The organism is Pseudooceanicola sp. LIPI14-2-Ac024, from assembly GCF_042188925.1.
Classification (GTDB): Bacteria; Pseudomonadota; Alphaproteobacteria; order Rhodobacterales; family Rhodobacteraceae; genus Pseudooceanicola.
The window spans coordinates 3,467,295-3,482,616 of sequence record NZ_CP170102.1; the positions used below are offsets into that span (position 1 = coordinate 3,467,295).

14 protein-coding genes are annotated in these 15,322 nt (G+C 68.1%); 13 read left to right on the forward strand and 1 reads right to left on the reverse strand.

Annotation, left to right across the window (positions count from 1 at the left end; genetic code table 11):
- Positions 1 to 30 precede the first annotated feature (30 nt).
- From ACE2AC_RS16930 to arsB, 7 genes are all read left to right on the forward strand, one after another.
- The gene (locus ACE2AC_RS16930; RefSeq protein WP_375688595.1) at positions 31 to 1,362 is read left to right on the forward strand and encodes an amidase; all 1,332 of its coding nucleotides are present in this window, start codon (positions 31 to 33) and stop codon (positions 1,360 to 1,362) included.
- A 33-nt stretch (positions 1,363 to 1,395) separates the two neighbouring features.
- Positions 1,396 to 1,905: a flavin reductase gene (locus ACE2AC_RS16935; protein WP_375688596.1), complete on the forward strand. Its 510-nt coding sequence runs from the start codon at positions 1,396 to 1,398 to the stop codon at positions 1,903 to 1,905.
- Positions 1,905 to 2,516, forward strand: a complete 612-nt coding sequence (locus ACE2AC_RS16940; RefSeq protein ID WP_375688597.1) for a 3,4-dihydroxy-2-butanone-4-phosphate synthase — start codon at positions 1,905 to 1,907, stop codon at positions 2,514 to 2,516. Before ACE2AC_RS16935 ends, ACE2AC_RS16940 begins: the two co-directional genes overlap by 1 nt.
- A gap of 133 nt (positions 2,517 to 2,649) precedes the next feature.
- The gene (locus ACE2AC_RS16945) at positions 2,650 to 3,489 is read left to right on the forward strand and encodes a helix-turn-helix domain-containing protein (RefSeq protein WP_375688598.1); all 840 of its coding nucleotides are present in this window, start codon (positions 2,650 to 2,652) and stop codon (positions 3,487 to 3,489) included.
- Positions 3,486 to 4,484, forward strand: coding sequence for an ArsJ-associated glyceraldehyde-3-phosphate dehydrogenase (locus tag ACE2AC_RS16950; protein ID WP_375688599.1), 999 nt, complete (start codon positions 3,486 to 3,488; stop codon positions 4,482 to 4,484). Before ACE2AC_RS16945 ends, ACE2AC_RS16950 begins: the two co-directional genes overlap by 4 nt.
- 68 nt (positions 4,485 to 4,552) lie before the next feature.
- Positions 4,553 to 5,758 carry an organoarsenical effux MFS transporter ArsJ gene (gene arsJ / locus ACE2AC_RS16955; RefSeq protein WP_375692131.1) on the forward strand — a complete coding sequence of 402 codons (1,206 nt, stop codon included), beginning with the start codon at positions 4,553 to 4,555 and terminating at the stop codon, positions 5,756 to 5,758.
- On the forward strand, positions 5,755 to 6,786 hold the full coding sequence (gene arsB / locus ACE2AC_RS16960) for an ACR3 family arsenite efflux transporter (protein ID WP_375688600.1): 1,032 nt from the start codon (positions 5,755 to 5,757) through the stop codon (positions 6,784 to 6,786). The genes arsJ and arsB overlap by 4 nt, the downstream gene beginning before the upstream one ends.
- 3 nt (positions 6,787 to 6,789) lie before the next feature.
- Here arsB and ACE2AC_RS16965 read toward each other — a convergent pair whose 3' ends face one another.
- Positions 6,790 to 7,728 carry a GlxA family transcriptional regulator gene (locus tag ACE2AC_RS16965; protein WP_375688601.1) on the reverse strand — a complete coding sequence of 313 codons (939 nt, stop codon included), beginning with the start codon at positions 7,726 to 7,728 and terminating at the stop codon, positions 6,790 to 6,792.
- Between the two features lie 90 nt (positions 7,729 to 7,818).
- On the opposite strand from ACE2AC_RS16965, the gene ACE2AC_RS16970 reads away from it, so the two are divergent.
- The 6 genes from ACE2AC_RS16970 (at position 7,819) to ACE2AC_RS16995 (ending at position 15,322) form a co-directional block, all read left to right on the forward strand.
- Positions 7,819 to 8,712 (forward strand): 3-keto-5-aminohexanoate cleavage protein, encoded by an 894-nt coding sequence (locus ACE2AC_RS16970; RefSeq protein WP_375688602.1) that lies wholly within the window; start codon positions 7,819 to 7,821, stop codon positions 8,710 to 8,712.
- Positions 8,713 to 8,770: 58 nt separating this feature from the next.
- Positions 8,771 to 10,321, forward strand: a complete 1,551-nt coding sequence (locus ACE2AC_RS16975; RefSeq protein WP_375688603.1) for an ABC transporter substrate-binding protein — start codon at positions 8,771 to 8,773, stop codon at positions 10,319 to 10,321.
- Positions 10,322 to 10,395: 74 nt separating this feature from the next.
- Positions 10,396 to 11,901, forward strand: coding sequence for a carnitine 3-dehydrogenase (locus ACE2AC_RS16980; RefSeq protein ID WP_375688604.1), 1,506 nt, complete (start codon positions 10,396 to 10,398; stop codon positions 11,899 to 11,901).
- A complete protein-coding gene (locus ACE2AC_RS16985; RefSeq protein WP_375688605.1) occupies positions 11,898 to 12,860 on the forward strand; it encodes an ABC transporter permease in 963 nt (320 codons plus the stop codon). The genes ACE2AC_RS16980 and ACE2AC_RS16985 overlap by 4 nt, the downstream gene beginning before the upstream one ends.
- Before the next feature lie 4 nt (positions 12,861 to 12,864).
- Positions 12,865 to 13,689 carry an ABC transporter permease gene (locus tag ACE2AC_RS16990; RefSeq protein WP_375688606.1) on the forward strand — a complete coding sequence of 275 codons (825 nt, stop codon included), beginning with the start codon at positions 12,865 to 12,867 and terminating at the stop codon, positions 13,687 to 13,689.
- A gap of 10 nt (positions 13,690 to 13,699) precedes the next feature.
- Positions 13,700 to 15,322: an ABC transporter ATP-binding protein gene (locus tag ACE2AC_RS16995; RefSeq protein ID WP_375688607.1), complete on the forward strand. Its 1,623-nt coding sequence runs from the start codon at positions 13,700 to 13,702 to the stop codon at positions 15,320 to 15,322.

The following is a 15,322-nucleotide window of genomic DNA, read 5'->3' on the forward strand; positions in this document are numbered from 1 at the left end:
GTTCACTCGGCTCGTTGATAGGAGAGCCCGATGCAGGACCGCCTGACCGCCACCGCGATTTCCGAAGACGTTCGTGCCCGCCGCTGCAGCGCCCGCGACGTGGCGAAGGTGACCGCCCGCATCATCGCCGCGCGCGAACCTGAGGTGCAGGCCTTTGCCTATTTCGATCCGGACCTGCTGCTGGCGCAGGCCGACGCCGTGGACGAGGCCGAGAAGGGGCCGCTGGCCGGGGTGACGGTGGCCGTCAAGGACGTGATCGCGACGGCCGACATGCCGACCGGATACAACAACACCCGATATTCCGACCTGCAGAGCGGGATCGACGCCGCCTGCGTCGACACCCTGCGGCAGGCCGGTGCGGTGATGGTGGGCAAGTCGGTGACCACGGAATTCGCCGCCACCCAGCGGGGTGGCAAGACGCGCAATCCCCACGACCTGACCCGCACGCCGGGGGGCTCCTCCTCGGGGTCGGCGGCGGCGGTCGCGGCGGGGATGTGCGCCATCGGGCTGGGCACCCAGACCGGCGGGTCGACCATCCGGCCCGCGTCCTACAACGGCATCTGGGGTTGGAAGCCGACGTGGGGCGTGATTTCCCGCGAGGGATTGAAACTCTATTCGCTGACCTGCGACACGTTGGGGCTCTATGCCCGTGACGTCGCGGATTTCGACCTGCTGGCAGAGGTCTACGACCTCGACCGCGTGCCGGAGCCGGACAGGCTCGAGGGGCTGCGCATCGGAGTGGTCCATCCGCCCGCCTGGGACCGCGTCGAACCACCCATGCGCGCGGCGCTCGAGGCTGGCGCGGCGGCGCTGGCCGCGGCGGGCGCCGAGGTCGCGGCACTGGAATTGCCCGACGATCTGGCCCATATCGATGACAGCCACGCCACGATCCTTGCACGGGAGGGGCGCGCGGCCTTCCTGAACGAGGCGCGGGCACAGCCCGGCCGGTTGCACGACGAGTTCCGCGCCATGGTCGAAAACCGTGGCGGGATCACCGCCGCCCAGGCCCGCGCCGCGTATCGCCACGCCGACCTCTGCCGGGCGCAGATCGACGATGTGCTGGCAGGCTGTGACGCGATCCTGGCGCCCTCGGCCATGGGCGAGGCGCCGGTCGGGCTCGAGACCACCGGCGACGCGGCGATGAATTCGCTCTGGACCCTTCTGGGCCTGCCGGTCGTTTCCGTTCCGGGCCATGTCGGGCCGAACGGGATGCCGCTGGGGCTCTCGGTGATCTGCGCGCGCTACGACGACCGGCGCGCGATCCGGATCGGGGCGCTGGCGGGCGAGGCTTTTGCGCGGGTGAGGAAATCTCAGGCCGCGGGTGGTGTTAACTCAGGTGCGCCCGCCTTCCCCTCGGAGTAGGATGGGCGGCAAGGAAATGCAGGCAGGACGGCCATGACGGCGATTGAAGATACTGAATTCGACCATGTCTCGGCCGAGACGTTCCGCGAAGGCATGGCCTGCCTCGCGGGGGCCGTGAACATCGTGACCACCGACGGGCCCGGCGGGCGCGCGGGGCTGACCGCCTCGGCCGTCTGTTCGGTCACGGCCGAACCGCCGACCCTGCTGGTCTGCGTCAACCGGTCCAGCTCTGCCGCCCCCGCCTTCATGGCGAACGATGCGGTCTGCGTGAACACGGTCGGCCCCGCGCACCAGGACCTTGCCATGCTCTTCGGCGGCAAGACCCCGATGGACGACCGGTTCGAGGCCGCCAACTGGAAGATCGGGCGAACCGGCGCACCGCTGCTCGACGGGGCGGTGGTGTCCTTCGACTGCCGCGTGACCAGCCGCAACGTCGTCGGCAGTCACGAGGTGATGTTCTGCGAAATCGTGGACATCACCCGCAAGCCCGGCACGCCCGCGCTGGCCTACTATGCGCGCAAGTTCCACGAGCTGGCGAACTGATGATGGCCGCACAGTGCGATCCCGCCAACGGGCGTGCCTCGGGGCAGGCGCTGTCCGACCTGGCCGCCGACCGGGCCGTGATCGTCACCGGGGCCGAGGGCGGGGCTTTCGTTCTGATCGCGGCCCGCGGCGTCACGCCCGAGGTGGTGACCCGCATGGCGGGCGACGCGCGCGGACTCGTGGGCCTCGTGATGTCCCGCCACCGCGCCCGCCAGCTGGGTCTGACCCTGCAGCCGCGGCGGGGCGACAGCACCGCCCCTCTATACACCCAGTCGATCGAAGCGGCCGAGGGCACCAGCACGGGGATCTCCGCCGCCGACCGGGCCCGGACGATCCGTGTCGCGGCCTTTGGCACGGCCGAGGATATCGTGACACCGGGACACATCTTTCCGCAGCTGGCAGGCGACCGTGAGCGCGGGCAGGCGGCGATCGCGCTGCGCCTGCTGGCGGCGGCAGGGGCTGACCCGGTGGGGGCGATCTGCACGATCCTCGACGACCGGGGCGAGGTGGCCGATACTACCGGCGCACGGCGACTGGCGCTGCGCCTGGGCCTGTCGGTGATCGACGCGACCGAGGTCAACGTGATCCGCGGGGCGCAGCACTTCACCTGAGCCGAAGCGCCCTGTCACTGTCCCGATGGCCCGGCCCCGTGCCGGGCCTTAGCTTTTCTGCGAAGTCGAAAATCTAACGCGACCGACCTCATCGGCGCTTGCCTTGTTCATTTATATCGAAGATACGTGAAATATGGATATGATGCGAGTCGACCAACTGGCCGCCCTGGCCCACCCGCAGCGCCTCGCGCTGTTCCGCCTGCTGGTCCGGCGGTTTCCCGACGCCGTTCCGGCGGGCGAACTGGCCGGGGCCATCGACGTCCGGCAGAACACGCTGTCCTCGTACCTGTCATCGCTCCGCCATGCGGGGTTGATAACCCAGGACCGGGAGGGGAGGTCGCTGCTCTACCGCGTCGACATGGACGAGGCCGGAGGCCTCATGTCCTACCTCGTCGACGATTGCTGCCGCGGTCGCCCCGACCTCTGCAGTCCGCTTCCGGCCCAAGCCCGCAAAGGAGATACGGCCATGTCCGACCGGAAATACAACGCGCTCTTCATCTGCACCGGGAATTCCGCCCGGTCGATCTTTGGCGAAACCCTGCTGCGCGACGTCGCCGGGGATCGGTTCACCGCCTATTCCGCCGGCACGCGCCCCCAGTCCGAGCTGAACCCCTTTGCGGTCGAGATGCTGCGCAGCAAAGGCCATGACATCGCGCCGCTGCGGTCCAAGAACGTGTCCGAGTTCCAAGGCCCGGACGCGCCGGTGATGGACTTCGTCTTCACCGTCTGCGACCGCGCCGCGAACGAGGACTGCCCGGCCTGGCCCGGCCAGCCGATCAGCGCCCACTGGGGCCTGCCCGACCCGGTCAAGGCCGAGGGCACCGAGGCCGAGAAGCGCCTGGCCTTCCAGCAGGCCTATGCCGCGCTGAAGAACCGGATCGCCGCGTTCACCGCGCTGCCGATCGAAACCCTCGACCGGACCTCTCTGCAGGCCCGGCTCGACGACCTCGCCCGCGACCTGGAGGATCAATGACCACCTATGCCCTGAACGGCCTCGGCCGGATCGGAAAGCTTGCCCTCAGGCCCCTGCTGGAAAGCGAGGCCGAGATCGCCTGGATCAACGACGCCACCGGCGACGCCGCGATGCATGCGCACCTGCTGGAATTCGACACGGTGCACGGCCGCTGGCCCGCCGCTTTTGCCCATGACGCGGGCGGGGTGACGGTGGACGGCACCTACCTGCCCTTCATCGGCACCGCCGACCTCGGGGCGCTGCCGCTCGACGGGGTGGACGTGGTCATCGACTGCACCGGCAAGTTCAAGACCGAGGCCAAGCTTGCCCCCTACTTGGCGGCGGGCGTGAAGAAGGTCGTGGTCAGCGCGCCGGTCAAGGACGGGCCGACGGCCAACATCGTCTACGGCGTGAACACCGACACCTACGATGCGGACAGCCACCGCATCGTCACGGCGGCAAGCTGCACGACCAACTGCCTCGCCCCGGTGGTCAAGGTCATCCACGAGGGGCTGGGCATCCGCCACGGCTCGATCACCACGATCCACGACGTGACCAACACCCAGACCATCGTGGACCGGCCCGCCAAGGACCTGCGCCGCGCGCGGTCGGCGCTGAATTCGCTGATCCCGACCACGACCGGGTCGGCCACCGCGATCACCCAGATCTTCCCCGAGCTGAAAGGCAAGCTGAACGGCCATGCCGTGCGGGTGCCGCTGCTCAACGCCTCGATCACCGACTGCGTCTTCGAGGTTGAGCGCGCGACGACCGTGGAAGAGGTGAACACGATGCTGCGCGAAGCGTCGGAAGGGCCGCTGAAGGACATCCTCGGCTACGAGGAACGGCCGCTGGTCTCGGCCGACTACACCAACGACACCCGCTCCTCGATCATCGACGCGCCTTCGACGATGGTGATCAACGGAACGCAGGTGAAGATCTACGCCTGGTACGACAACGAGATGGGCTATGCGCATCGCCTTGTCGACGTCGCGCGGATGGTCGGGGCCTCGTTGTGACCTCTGCCCGCGCGCGCCCCGAGGGCCTGAGCGCCTACATCGCCGTCACGGCGGCCTACTGGGCCTTCATGCTGACCGACGGCGCGCTCAGGATGCTGGTGCTGCTGCAGTTCCACATGCTGGGCTTCTCGCCGGTGCAGTTGGCCTATCTCTTCGTGCTCTACGAGGTGGCGGGGATCGTGACGAACCTCTCGGCCGGGTGGATCGCGGCGCGGTTCGGGCTGACCTCGACGCTTTACGCGGGGCTCGCGATCCAGGTCGGCGCGCTGCTGGCGCTGGCGATGCTCGACCCCGCGTGGACGCTCTGGGCCTCGGTCGTCTACGTCATGGCGGTTCAGGGCGCGTCGGGCGTGGCCAAGGATTTGGCCAAGATGAGCGCCAAGAGCGCGGTGAAGGTGCTGGCGCCCACGGGGCAGGGCGGGCTTTTCCGCTGGGTCGCGGTGCTGACCGGATCGAAGAACGCGGTGAAGGGGCTGGGATTCCTGCTGGGCGCGGTCCTGCTGGGGACGCTGGGCTTCGTGCCGGCGGTGCTCTGGATGGCGGCGGTGCTGGCGGTGATCCTGATCGCCGTGGTCTGGAAGATGCCCGCGGGCCTGCCGCGCGGGAAGAAGGACGCCAAGTTCGCCGAGGTCTTTTCCAAGGACCGCAACATCAACTGGCTCTCGGCGGCGCGGATGTTCCTGTTCGGCGCGCGCGACGTGTGGTTCGTGGTCGGCATCCCGATCTACTTCTACGCGGTCCTGTCCGACGGGACCGAGGCAGGCAACCGTGCGGCCTTTTTCATGATCGGCACCTTCATGGCCTGCTGGACGATCCTCTACGGCGCGGTGCAGGCCTATGCGCCCCGCCTGCTGAACGCCGCCGCCCGGCCAAAGGCAGAGCTGGTCGGCGAGGCGCGTCGCTGGGTCGGCATGCTCTTTGCCGTGCCCGCGATCCTCGCTGTCACCGTCTGGGTGGCCGGCGATCCGGCGCCCTGGCTGACGGTGACGCTGGTGGCGGGCCTTCTGGTCTTCGGCGCGATCTTCGCCGTGAACTCCTCGCTGCATTCCTACCTGATCCTGGCCTTCACCCGGTCGGACCGGGTGACGATGGACGTGGGCTTCTATTACATGGCAAACGCGGCGGGGCGGCTCATGGGCACGCTGCTGTCGGGGCTGACCTACCAGCTGGGCGGGTTGCCCGCCTGCCTTGGAACCGCCGCGCTGCTGGTCGGGCTGAGCTGGCTCTGCGCCGGACGGCTCGACGCCCACAACACGAGTGAAGCCACCGCATGAACACCTTCGAACGTTACCTGAGCCTCTGGGTCGCGCTGGCCATGGGGGCGGGGATCGCCATCGGCGTCATGGCCCCGGGGCTCGTCGGGGCAGTGGCGGAGGCCGAGGTCGCCTCGATCAACCTCGTCGTCGCGGTGCTGATCTGGGCGATGGTCTACCCGATGATGGTCGGCGTCGATTTCGGCGCGGTGGCGGGCGTGGCGCGGCAGCCCAAGGGGCTGATCGTCACGCTGGCGGTGAACTGGCTGATCAAGCCCTTCACGATGGCGCTGCTGGCGGTGCTGTTCTTCGACCATGTCTTTGCCCCCTGGATCGCGCCCGAGGATGCGGCGCAATACACCGCCGGGCTGATCCTGCTGGGCGCCGCGCCGTGCACCGCAATGGTCTTTGTCTGGTCGCAGCTGACCAAGGGCGATCCCACCTACACGCTGGTGCAGGTGTCGGTGAACGACCTGATCATGGTCGTGGCCTTCGCGCCGATCGTCGCCTTCCTGCTGGGCGTGACCGAGATCGCGGTGCCGTGGCAGACGCTGGTGCTGGCCACCGTGCTTTACGTCGTCCTGCCGCTGATCGCCGGGCTGCTGACGCGCCGTAGGCTGGGATCGGACGCCGCGGTGGCGGCCTTCTCGGCCCGGGCCAAGCCTTGGTCGGTGATCGGCCTGATCGCGACGGTGCTGATCCTCTTTGGCCTGCAGGGCGAGGTGATCCTGCAAAGCCCGCTGGTGATCGTGATGATCGCGGTGCCGATCCTGATCCAGAGCTACGGCATGTTCGCGCTGGCCTACGGGGCGGCCTATGCGCTGCGGGTGCCGCACCGCATCGCCGCGCCCTGCGCGCTGATCGGGACGTCGAATTTCTTCGAACTGGCGGTGGCGGTCGCGATCAGCCTCTTCGGCCTGCACTCGGGCGCGGCGCTGGCGACGGTGGTCGGCGTGCTGGTCGAGGTGCCGGTGATGCTGTCGCTGGTGGCCTTCGCCAACCGGACGCGGGCAAAGTTCAGCGAAGACGGGCAGGTGGTCAGGGCCTGACCCTCATCCCCGCGCCCGGCGTCGGGCGGCGCTCATCGTCTGGCCGAAATGCGCCTTGTAGGCCCGCGACAACGTGGCGGACGAGGCAAAGCCGGTGCGGGTCGCGATCGCCTTGGCTTTCATGTCGGTGGCGGTCGCGAGGCTCTGCGCATGCGACAGGCGGACCGAGCGGTAGTAGGCCCCGGCCGAAACCCCCAGTTCGCGCTCGAACATCCGGTCCAGCGTCCTGAGCGAGACCCCCGCCTGGTCCGCGATCTCGGACAGGGGCAGCGGTTCTTCGATGGTCTTGAGCATTGTCCGCACCGCCCGCCCCAGTTGCGGCGACAGGGCCCCGCTGTCCGCCCGCCGCCGTTCCGCATCGTCGTAGATGAAGAGGGTCGAGACATCGTAGGCCAGCGCGTCGCCGGCGGTGTCGCGGATCATGTCGAGGATCAACGCCATCGCCGAGGTCGCGCTGCCCGCGCTCAGCCGGTCGCCGTCGATGACGAAGTTCTCGGCCACCACATCGACGTCCAGGAACTCCTCGGCAAAGGCGTCGACCTCGTGCCAGTGGACCGTGGCGCGGCGACCCTGCAACAGCCCCGCGGCGGCGAGGATCCAGGCGCCCATGTCGAGGCCGACGACGAAACTGGCCTTCCGCGCGGCCTGGCGGACGGCGGTGCGGACCGCGCGTCGGGCGGCTTCCTCGCGCGCGCCGTAGCCCGCGACCAGCACCAGCGCGTCGCCCGGCGGAACCTCGGCCAGCGCCGCCTCGGCCTGGATCCAGAGTTCGGACGAGGATTTCACCGGCGCGCCGTCGATGGTCGCGATCCGCCAGTCAAAGAGCGGCCGGCCCGACATGTCGCAGGCCGCGCGAAACGGTTCGACCGCGTTGGCGAGCACCATGTTCGAGAAACCGGGGAACAGGACAAACGTGAGGGTAAGCGGTGGTTCTGACGTCATGTGTCAACAATATGACGGGATGGGCAAATGTGAAGGTCGTTTCCGCGTCTAGATTCGCCGCATCAAGACATTCTGCAACGGAGGCCTCCTGTGAACTGGGACGCATTCATCACCTGCGCCGTGACCGGCTCGGGCCAGAGCCATGTCAAGAGCGACAAGGTTCCCGTCACCCCCCAGCAGATCGCCGACGCCTGCGTCGAGGCCGCCAAGGCCGGCGCTGCCGTCGCCCATGTCCACGTCCGCGATCCGAACACCGGCGCCCCCTCGCGTGACCCGGCGCTCTACCGCGAAGTGGTCGCCCGCGTGCGCGACAGCGGCACCGACGTGATCCTGAACCTGACCGCCGGGATGGGCGGCGACATCGTGCTGGGCTCGCCCGAGGCGCCGCTGCCGCTGAACGAGGCCGGCACCGACCTGGTCGGCGCGACCGAGCGGCTCGTCCATGTCGAGGAACTGCTGCCCGAGATCTGCACCCTCGACTGCGGCACCATGAACTTTGCCGAGGCCGATTACGTGATGACCAACACGCCCGGCACCCTGCGGGCGATGGCCAAGCGCATCCAGGACGCCGGCGTGAAGCCCGAGATCGAGATCTTCGACCTCGGCCACCTGTGGCTGGCCAAGACGCTGGTGGACGAGGGGCTGATCGACGACCCGGTGCTGGTACAGCTCTGCATGGGCATTCCCTTCGGTGCGCCGAACGATCTGAACTCGCTGAACGCGATGCTGAACAACATGCCCGATGGCTGGGTCTACTCGATGTTCTCAATCGGCCGGATGCAACTGCCCTATGCCGCGCAGGCGGTGCTGGCGGGCGGCAACGTGCGCGTCGGGCTCGAGGACAACATCTGGCTCGACCGGGGCGTGAAGGCGTCGAACGGCGACCTCGTCGACCGTTCGGTGACGATGCTGTCGGCGATGAACGTGTCGGTCATGACGCCGGCGCAGGTGCGCGAAAAGCTCGGCCTCAAGAAACGCTGGTGACGGCCACCCCATTCAAGAACGGGCCGCTCACGCCCGCAGACCAAACGGGAGACTACCGATGACCATTTCAAACCTCGACCGCCGCGGGTTCCTGAAGGGGACCACGGCCGCGGCCCTCGCTCTCGGCCTCGCGCCGCGCGCGATGGCGCAGGAGACCCCGAAGCGCGGCGGGTCCGTCCGCATCGGCCACTCCGGCGGCGCGACCTCGGACACGATCGATCCGGCGACCTACACTGGCGGTCCGGTGGTGACGGCCATGCTCGGCGGGGTCTGCAACAACCTGGTCGAGATCGACGAGACCGGCGCGGCGAAACCGGAACTGGCCGAAGAGATCACCCCCTCGGCCGACGCCAGGACCTGGACCTTCAAGCTGCGCAAGGCGAACTTCGGCGACGGACGCGCGGCCACCGCCAAGGACGTGATCGCCAGCTTCCGCCACCACATGGGCGAGGACACGAAATCCGGCGCCAAGGAACTGCTGAAGGACGTGACCGACATCCGCGCCGACGGCGACAGCGTCGTGGTCTTCGAACTGGCGTCGGGCAATGCCGACTTCCCCTTCGTCGCGGCGGATTATCACCTGCTGATCATGCCGGCGAACGAGGACGGGACGCTCAATTGGCAGTCGGGCCTCGGCACCGGGGGCTACACCCTCGAGGAACACGAACCGGGCGTGCGGATGCGCCTTAAGCGGCGGGACGACTACTGGAAGTCCGACCGCGCCTGGTTCGACGAGGTGACGCTGCTGACCATCAATGACCCCACGGCGCGGCAGAACGCGCTGGTGACGGGCGAGGTCGACATCATCAACGGCGTGCCGACCAAGACCGTGCACCTGCTGCAGCGTCGTCCCGGGATCGAGCTGGTCGAGGTCACCGGCTCTGCCCACTTCCCCTTCCCGATGCATTGCGACGCCGACCCCTTCACCGACGTGAACGTCCGCCTTGCGCTCAAGCACGCCATCAACCGCGAGGAGATGGTCGAGAAGGTCCTGCGCGGCCACGGCACCGTCGGCAACGACCACCCGATCGGCCCCGCCTACCGGTTCTACAACGCCGAGCTGGAGCAGCGCGCCTATGACCCGGACAAGGCCAGGTTCCACCTGAAGGAAGCGGGCCTCGAGAGCCTCGACGTGACGCTCCAGACCTCGAGCGCGGCATTCTCGGGCGCGGTCGACGCGGCGGTCCTGTTCCAGGAATCCGCGGCCAAGGCGGGCATCAAGGTGAACGTCAAGAACGAGCCGGCGGATGGCTACTGGTCGAACGTCTGGCTGAAGTCGCCCTTCTGCATGGGCTACTGGAACGGCCGCCCGACCGAGGACTGGATGTTCTCGATGGTCTACGCGGCAGATTCCAGCTGGAACGAGAGCCACTGGCAGAACGACCGCTTCAACAGCCTGCTGACTGAGGCGCGGGTCGAGCTCGACCAGGCCAAGCGGGCCGAGATGTACGGCGAGATGCAGCAGCTCTGCCGCGACGATGGCGGTTCGATTATCCCGATGTTCTCGAACTTCATCGACGGCAAGTCCGAGAAGATCCGCCACGGCGCGCTGGCCAACAACCGCTTCCTCGACGGCTGGAAGGCCATTGAGCGCTGGTGGATGGCCTGACCGTCCCTTCGGCCCTGCCGCCAGGCGCGGCGGGGCCACCCTGATCCCCCCACACGCACCACAAGAGGCACGCAATGTCCCAGATCATCCGGAAAGCCGCCTGCGTCGGCGGCGGTGTCATCGGCGGCGGCTGGATCGCCCGCTTCCTGCTGAACGGCATCGACGTGGCGGTGTTCGACCCGCACCCCGAGGCAAAGCGCATCGTCGGCGAGGTGCTGGACAACGCCCGCCGCGCCTATGGCAAGATGATCCAGGCCCCGCTCGGCGATGAGGGCGTGCTGACCTTCCACGACGACCTGGCGACAGCCGTGGCGGATGCGGACTACATCCAGGAAAGCGTGCCCGAGCAACTGGCGCTCAAGCACAGGGTGCTGGCCCAGATCGAGGCCGCCGCACGGCCCGACGCGCTGATCGGCTCTTCCACCTCGGGCTTCAAGCCGTCCGAACTGCAGGAAGGCGCCACGCACCCCGGCCGCATCTTCGTCGCGCACCCGTTCAATCCCGTCTACCTCGTCCCGCTGGTCGAGGTCGTCGGATCGCCCGCGAACGCCCCCGCGACCCTCGACCGGGCCGAGGCGATCCAGCGCGAGACCGGGATGATGCCGCTCCGCGTGCGAAAGGAGATCGACGCCCACATCGGCGACCGGCTGCTGGAAGCGGTCTGGCGCGAAAGCCTCTGGCTGGTGAACGACGACGTCGCCACCACGCAGGAGATCGACGACGTGATCCGCTTCTCCTTCGGGCTTCGCTGGGCGCAGATGGGCCTGTTCGAGACCTACCGCATCGCCGGCGGCGAGGCGGGCATGAAGCATTTCATCGAGCAGTTCGGCCCGGCGCTGGCCTGGCCCTGGACCAAGCTGATGGACGTGCCCGAGATGACGGATGAGCTTGCCACCAAGATCGGCGACCAGTCGGACGCGCAGTCCGGCATGCATACGATCCGCGAGCTTGAGCGCATCCGCGACGACAACCTGATCGGCATCTACCAGGCGCTGAAGGCCAACGACTGGGGCGCGGGACGGACCCTGCGCGAGATGGAGGATCGTTTCTTTGAACGCGCCAAGGACGGCGCGGCCGAGGCGACGCCCGACTATGCCGCGCCGCTTGAACTGCACCAGTGCCGCGTGCCGGGCGACTGGCTGGACTACAACGGCCACATGACCGAATTCCGATATCTCCAGGTCTTCGGTGACGCGACGGATGCCTTCCTCGGCCATATCGGTATGGACGCGGCGTATCGCGCGCCGGGGCGCTCGGTCTACACGGTCGAAAGCCACATCCGGCACCTGAGCGAGACGAAGGCGGGCACGAAACTCTCGGTCCGCACTACTGTCCTCGGCCACGACGCCAAGCGCATCCGCCTGCACCACGAAATGGTGGATGATGAGGGTAACGTGCAGGCGACGGGCGAACACATGCTGGTTCACGTGGACACGTCCGCCGGGAAGGCGTCACCGATGCAGGCCCCGCTGACGGACCGGCTGTCTGCCCTGTCCCCCGGCCAGCGCGGGCTGGTGGCGCCGGACCATGCCGGGCGCCCGATCCGCGACATCGGCTGGCCGGTGGCGGAGGTCGAATGACGCTCCATCCGCTTGCCGCCATGATCCTGAAGCGTCTCGGCCTCGGCCTGCTGACGCTCTTCGTGATCTCGCTCTTCATCTTCTGGGCGATCGAGCTGCTGCCCGGCGACCTCGCCGAAGAGGTGCTGGGCCAGTCCGCCACCCCCGAGACGGTCGCGGCGTTCCGCCGTGAACTGGGCCTCGACCAGCCGCCGGTGCAGCGCTACCTCGCCTGGCTCGGCGGGGTGCTGCAGGGCGATTTCGGAACCTCGCTGGCCAGCGGCCGCCCGATTGCCGACCTGCTGGCGGGGCGCTTTGCCAACACGCTTTTCCTTGCCGCCTATGCCGCCGCCATCGCGGTGCCCTTGGCGATCGGGCTGGGCCTTCTGGCCGCGCTCTACCGGGGCAGCTGGTTCGACCGGACGGTGAACGTCATGACGCTCTCGTCGATCTCGTTCCCGGAATACTTCGTCGCCTACATCCTGTTGCTCTTCTTCTCGGTCAAATGGGGGCTCTTCCCGTCCATTGCCGATTTCGGGGCCGACGCCGACCTCGGCACGATGCTCTACCGCACCTTCCTGCCGGCCCTGACGCTGGTGCTGGTCGTCACCGCTCACATGATGCGGATGACGCGGGCGGCGATCATCAACCTGCTGGCCCAGCCCTACATCGAGATGGCCCGCCTCAAGGGCGCCAGGCCCTCGCGCGTGATCCTGCAGCACGCCCTGCCGAACGCGCTGGCCCCGATCATCAACGTGGTGGCGCTGAACCTCGCCTACCTCGTGACCGGGGTGGTGATCGTCGAGGTGGTGTTCGTCTATCCCGGCCTCGGCCAGCTGATGGTCGACTCGGTGGCGAAACGCGACATCCCGGTGGTGCAGGCCTGCTGCATGATCTTTGCCGGCATCTACATCCTGCTGAACCTCGGCGCGGACGTGCTGGCGATCGCCACCAATCCCCGCCTGATGCACCGGAAGTGACGCCATGACGACACTCGCTTCGCTTCGCAAGATCCCCGTCACCGCGCTCTTCGGGATGGCGATGATCGCCATCTTCGCCTTCACCGCCATCTTCGCCGGCTGGCTCGCCCCCTATGGCGAGACCGAGATCGTCGGCATGGAGTTCGAGCCCTGGGGCGGGGAATTCTTGCTGGGCACCGACAACCTCGGACGCGACATGCTCTCGCGGCTGATCTACGGCGCGCGCAACTCCATCGGCATCGCGCTCTTGACCACGATTATCGCCTTCGTGCTGGGCACCGCGCTCGGCCTGCTGGCGGCGGTGCTGGGGGGCTGGACCGACCAGGCCCTGTCGCGGCTGATCGACATGATGATCGCGATCCCCTCGCTGGTCTTCGCCCTGCTGCTGCTGTCGATCTTCGGCACCTCGATCGGGATGCTGATCCTGATCATCGCCGTGCTCGAGATGACGCGCGTCTTCCGCCTGTCCCGCGCGGTGGCAATGGACGTGGTGGTGATGGACTATGTCGAGGCCGCCCGCCTGCGGGGCGAGGGCCTCGTCTGGCTGGTCCGGCGCGAGATCCTGCCGAACGTCACCGCGCCGCTGGTGGCCGAGTTCGGGCTGCGCTTCTGCTTCACCTTCCTTGCCGTGTCGGCGCTGTCGTTCCTCGGGCTGGGCATCCAGCCGCCGACCGCCGACTGGGGGTCGATGGTGCGCGACAACGCGGCGCTGATCACCTTTGGCGACATCACGCCACTCCTGCCCGCCGGCTGCATCGCGCTGCTGACGGTGAGCATCAACTTCGTCGTGGACTGGATGCTGCACCGCGCCTCCGGCCTCAAGGATTGAGAGGTCCCGCATGCGAGACACCCTCCTGAAAATTCGTGACCTTCGGATCGAAGGCCAGCAGGGCGACGACTGGCAGCCCATCATCAAGGGCGTGGACCTCGACCTGCGCAAGGGCGAGGTGCTGGGCCTGATCGGGGAATCCGGCGCCGGGAAATCGACGCTGGGCCTGGCCGCCATGGGTTACTCCCGCGGCGGCACCCGGATCTCGGGCGGCTCGGTCACGTTCGACGGCATGGACCTGCTGGCACTTGGCGAAAGACAGCGCCGCGCCCTGCGGGGCAAGCGGATCGCCTATGTCGCGCAGTCGGCGGCGGCGAACTTCAACCCTGCGCACCGGCTGATCGACCAGTATTCCGAGGCGCCGACCAGGATCCACCACATGATGGGCCGCACCCAGGCCGAGCAGGAGGCGCGCGAACTCTACGCCGCGCTGCGCCTGCCGAACCCGGACGAGATCGGGTTCCGCTACCCGCACCAGGTCTCGGGCGGGCAACTGCAGCGGGCGATGACGGCGATGGCGATGTCTTGCAAGCCGGACCTCATCATCTTCGACGAACCGACAACCGCGCTCGACGTGACCACCCAGATCGAGGTCCTCTCGGCGATCCGTGGCGCGGTCGAGGAGGTGGGGACGGCGGCGATCTACATCACCCACGACCTGGCCGTGGTCGCGCAGATGGCCGATCGCATCAAGATCCTGCTGCGCGGCGAAGAGGTCGAGGAACAGGACACCCGCGCCATGCTGGCCGCCCCGAAGGAGGACTATTCCAAGTCCCTCTGGGCGGTCCGCAGCTTTACCTCGGACGAGAAGCCCCTGGCACCCGCGACCGAGACACCGGTGATGCGTGTCTCGGGCGTGACGGCAGAGTACGAACGTGGCGTGCCGGTGCTGGACGGGGTGAGCTTCGACATCCACGCGGGCCACACGGTTGCGGTCGTCGGCGAAAGCGGGTCGGGCAAGTCGACCACCGCGCGGGTCATCACGGGCCTGCTGCCCGCGGTGAAGGGCAGCATCGAGCTTGACGGCCAGCGCCTGCCTGATCGGCTGGCGTCGCGGAGCAAGGACCAACTGCGGCAGGTCCAGATGATCTACCAGTCCGCCGACACCGCGCTGAACCCCCGCCAAACCATCCGCGAGATCATCGGGCGGCCGATCCGCTTCTACCTCGGCCTGCGCGGCCGGGCGCAGGAGGATAAGATCCGCGAGCTGCTGACGGCGATCGAGCTCGACCCCGACAGCTTCATCGACCGGGTGCCGTCCGAACTATCGGGCGGGCAGAAACAGCGCATCGGCATCGCCCGCGCGCTCGCGGCCGAGCCGCGGTTCATCATCTGCGACGAGGTGACATCGGCGCTCGACCAGCTGGTGGCCGAGGGGATCCTGCGCCTGCTCAAGCGGCTGCAGGACGAACGCGGGCTGGCCTACATGTTCATCACCCACGACCTGGCCACCGTGAAGGCCATCGCCGACCACGTGGTGGTGATGCAGAAGGGCCAGGTGGTCGAGCAGGGGCCGAAATCGCAGATGTTCGCCCCGCCGCACCACCCTTACACGCAGCTCCTGCTCAGCTCGGTCCCCGAAATGGACCCCGACTGGCTGGACCGCACGATCGAAGACAGGAAGAGAGGCTGA

Bases quoted from the DNA above. Each gene is read 5' to 3' on its own strand.
- ACE2AC_RS16930 (WP_375688595.1), top strand. From the start codon at position 31: ATGCAGGACCGCCTGACCGCCACCGCGATTTCCGAAGACGTTCGTGCC.
- ACE2AC_RS16935 (WP_375688596.1), top strand. From the start codon at position 1,396: ATGACGGCGATTGAAGATACTGAATTCGACCATGTCTCGGCCGAGACG.
- ACE2AC_RS16940 (WP_375688597.1), top strand. From the start codon at position 1,905: ATGATGGCCGCACAGTGCGATCCCGCCAACGGGCGTGCCTCGGGGCAG.
- ACE2AC_RS16945 (WP_375688598.1), top strand. From the start codon at position 2,650: ATGGATATGATGCGAGTCGACCAACTGGCCGCCCTGGCCCACCCGCAG.
- ACE2AC_RS16950 (WP_375688599.1), top strand. From the start codon at position 3,486: ATGACCACCTATGCCCTGAACGGCCTCGGCCGGATCGGAAAGCTTGCC.
- arsJ (WP_375692131.1), top strand. From the start codon at position 4,553: ATGCTGACCGACGGCGCGCTCAGGATGCTGGTGCTGCTGCAGTTCCAC.
- arsB (WP_375688600.1), top strand. From the start codon at position 5,755: ATGAACACCTTCGAACGTTACCTGAGCCTCTGGGTCGCGCTGGCCATG.
- ACE2AC_RS16965 (WP_375688601.1), bottom strand. From the start codon at position 7,728: ATGACGTCAGAACCACCGCTTACCCTCACGTTTGTCCTGTTCCCCGGT.
- ACE2AC_RS16975 (WP_375688603.1), top strand. From the start codon at position 8,771: ATGACCATTTCAAACCTCGACCGCCGCGGGTTCCTGAAGGGGACCACG.
- ACE2AC_RS16980 (WP_375688604.1), top strand. From the start codon at position 10,396: ATGTCCCAGATCATCCGGAAAGCCGCCTGCGTCGGCGGCGGTGTCATC.
- ACE2AC_RS16985 (WP_375688605.1), top strand. From the start codon at position 11,898: ATGACGCTCCATCCGCTTGCCGCCATGATCCTGAAGCGTCTCGGCCTC.
- ACE2AC_RS16990 (WP_375688606.1), top strand. From the start codon at position 12,865: ATGACGACACTCGCTTCGCTTCGCAAGATCCCCGTCACCGCGCTCTTC.
- ACE2AC_RS16995 (WP_375688607.1), top strand. From the start codon at position 13,700: ATGCGAGACACCCTCCTGAAAATTCGTGACCTTCGGATCGAAGGCCAG.